We start from the raw sequence: 2,958 nt of genomic DNA on the forward strand, positions 1-2,958 counted from the left end.
CGTAGCATAGAAACAGATATATAATTACATCATATCGCATTTTAAGATAAGAAAAGCTATGCTTTCGCCGATCTGCCTTCGCAGTTTTCTGACCGTCATTGATACCGGTGGCTTCACGGAAGCCGCACGGCATCTCAATGCCACCCAGTCGACAATCAGCGGTCATATCAAGCGTCTGGAAGAACAGGCTGGCCACCGACTTATGGAGCGCGATCGTGGCGGGTCTGTCGCACTGACGCTTCAGGGGCGGGAACTCATCGGTTATGCGCGTGAAATCCTGCGGCTGGACCAGGAGGCCCGATCACGTCTGGCCGGGACCTCTCTCACTGGTCTTGTAAGGGTCGGTCTGCCAGACGATTTTGCCAGCGGACGTGGCTTTACGCAGCTTCTCGCTGATTTCGCCCGACAACATCCCGACGCTCGCCTCGAGGTGGAGGTTGGTAACCGCGACCGTCTCCTGTCTGCCCTGGATGTAAAGCGCCTTGACCATGTGCTGACCAAGCAGGACCGGGCTGCCGGAGGTGAAATTCTTGCCAGGCGTACCGTGGTCTGGATGGGACTGACCTCTACCACCGGGGCTGTGCCCCTGATCGTATTTCCCGAACCCTGCATCTATCGAGAGCGCGCCATCAGGCGCTTGAAAAAGCCGGGATTCCCTGGACAGTCGCCTATGTGAGTCCCTCACTCGCGGGCATTCTGGCTGCGGTTAACGCCGGATTGGGGGTATCCCCTCTTGCTGAGGATCTGACAGAAGGTCTTGTCCCGAGTATCGTGAACCAGACCTTGCCGTCTCCTGGTTCAATCGATCTGGTGCTTCACTCGCGTGCGGGGCAACTCACTCGTGCGGCCACCGGGCTGGGCGATCTGATCCGGCAACATTATGGGGTAGCGGGTATACAGGGCGCCAAGAAGAACAATCTCGCCTGACGCTTGTCGCATCTTGACCACACGAGAGCGTCCAGTCTGCCCGTCTTACGCCAGTATTTGTACGACGCGCCTGTATCCGGGACTACCCATAACTACGATTCCGCACGCTGGAGCACGCACCGACGCGATCTTCCATATTACTGATTTCCATTGAAATAACAGTCATCTGTCTGGATCGTGTGTCTGTTTTCCTTGCCATGCGGTCGGAAGAGAGCGACGATGACGGACAGACCCAGCCAGTCCATTGCCCCGGCGTATCGGCCACCCGAGCCCGAATTACGGCTCATCCTGCGGCCCAATACCCCCGACCCGCGTCTTGTGGCGTTCGTCCGCCTCATGGCCCGTCGTGCGGCACGGGACTGGTTCCGGTCACAGCAACAGGAGCAGCGCCGCCGCTCCGGACCGTGAGGGATGATCCACCATGAAGGTCGCGCTCTACGCCCGCTATTCCTCCGACAACCAGCGCGACGCCTCGATCGCCGACCAACTCCGGATCTGCCGCACCCACGCGGAGAAACAGGGCTGGAGCATCGTCGAGGAGTATACCGACCACGCGATCTCGGGCGCATCCCTGATGCGGCCCGGCATTCAGGCGCTGATCGCCGATGCACAGCGCGGACGGTTCCTGATCGTGCTGGCCGAAGCCATGGACCGCCTCTCCCGCGATCAGGAGGACATCGCCGGCGTCTTCAAGCGCATGAACTATGCCGGCGTGCGGATCGTCACCCTTTCCGAGGGCGAGGTGTCCCATCTCCATGTCGGCCTGAAGGGCACGATGAACGCCCTGTTTCTGAAAGACCTGGCCGAGAAGACGCATCGCGGCCTGCGAGCCGGGTCGAACAGGGCAAGTCCGGCGGCGGCAATGCCTACGGCTATGATGTCGTGCGCAAACTCGACGCTAATGGCGAGCCCATTCGGGGCGACCGGACCATCAACCCGGCGGAAGCGACGTGGTCCGTCGCATCTTCCGCGACTTCGCGGCCGGACTGGGGCCGCGCGCCATCGCCTTCCGCCTCAACGACGAGGGCATCCCGGCACCCGGCAGCGGCGCCTGGGGCTTCTCGACCATCAATGGCAACCGGCTACGCGGCACCGGTATTCTCAATAACGAGATGTACATGGGCAGGCTGGTCTGGAACCGGCAGCGTTTCATCAAGGATCCCGACACCGGCAAGCGTCAGGCCCGACCCAACCCGGACTCCGAATGGGTCATCCAGGAGGTGCCGGAGCTGCGGATCGTCAATCAGGAGCTGTGGGACTTGGTCAAGGCGCGGCAGGCCAGCGTCAGCGCCAGCCGCGACACACGCGACACCTCATCGCCCGATCATTTCCGCGAGAAACGTCGTCCCCGCTACCTGTTCTCCGGCCTGAGCAAATGCGGCTGCTGTGGTGGCGGCTATTCCATGATCTCCGGCACCCTGCTTGGCTGCTCGACAGCCCGCAACAAGGGCACCTGCGACAACCGGACCAATATGCGTCGCGAGGAGCTGGAGCGGCGCGTGCTGGATGCCCTGCGTCACCACCTCATGGACCCGGATCTGTTCGCCGAATTCTGCGCGGCGTTCACCACCGAGATGAACCGGCTGCGCATGGAGCGTCGGCCGACATCGGCGCAGCGGAATCAGAACTGAAGCGGGTCGACCGCGACATCCAGCGTCTGATGGATCTCTATCTTTCGGAAGCGATCTCGATAGCGATAGTCAAGGAACGCGGATCCAAACTCGAAGCTCGCAAGGCGGAACTGACCGAATTCCTCGCCACAGCCGAAGCGCCCCCGCCCCTGCTCCATCCACAGATGGCGGAGTTCTACCACCGGCAACTCGCTCGCCTGCACGACATGCTGCATTCCGAACTGGACGAGAAGCGCCAGGAGGCGGCCGAGGTGATCCGCTCCCTGATCGAGCCATCATTCTCACACCATCCGACAAGGGCCTCCAGATTGATGTCCGGGGCGATCTGGCCGGCATCCTGACGGTCGCGTCAGGCGGACAAACGAAAACCCCAGCCCGTGTCCGGACTGGGGTTCGTGAT

3 protein-coding genes and 1 pseudogene are annotated in these 2,958 nt (G+C 61.6%); all 4 read left to right on the forward strand.

Annotated elements, in window-relative coordinates:
* Positions 1–58: 58 nt before the first annotated feature.
* On the forward strand, positions 59–676 hold the full coding sequence (locus tag JCM25143_RS20255; protein WP_051543415.1) for a LysR family transcriptional regulator: 618 nt from the start codon (positions 59–61) through the stop codon (positions 674–676).
* Entirely contained in the window at positions 673–927 is a 255-nt protein-coding gene (locus JCM25143_RS21755) for a hypothetical protein (RefSeq protein WP_234395353.1), read from the forward strand. Before JCM25143_RS20255 ends, JCM25143_RS21755 begins: the two co-directional genes overlap by 4 nt.
* Positions 928–1,146: 219 nt before the next feature.
* Positions 1,147–1,335 carry a hypothetical protein gene (locus JCM25143_RS21760; protein ID WP_081773622.1) on the forward strand — a complete coding sequence of 63 codons (189 nt, stop codon included), beginning with the start codon at positions 1,147–1,149 and terminating at the stop codon, positions 1,333–1,335.
* Between the two features lie 13 nt (positions 1,336–1,348).
* Positions 1,349–2,958, forward strand: a pseudogene (locus JCM25143_RS20260) (recombinase family protein); the annotation flags it as partial.

The sequence above is a fragment of the Acetobacter papayae JCM 25143 genome, assembly GCF_000613285.1.
In the GTDB taxonomy this organism is placed as follows: Bacteria; Pseudomonadota; Alphaproteobacteria; order Acetobacterales; family Acetobacteraceae; genus Acetobacter; species Acetobacter papayae.

What these genes read in the sequence shown, in the direction of transcription:
- JCM25143_RS20255 (WP_051543415.1), top strand. Translation starts at nt 59, where the DNA reads ATGCTTTCGCCGATCTGCCTTCGCAGTTTTCTGACCGTCATTGATACC.
- JCM25143_RS21760 (WP_081773622.1), top strand. Translation starts at nt 1,147, where the DNA reads ATGACGGACAGACCCAGCCAGTCCATTGCCCCGGCGTATCGGCCACCC.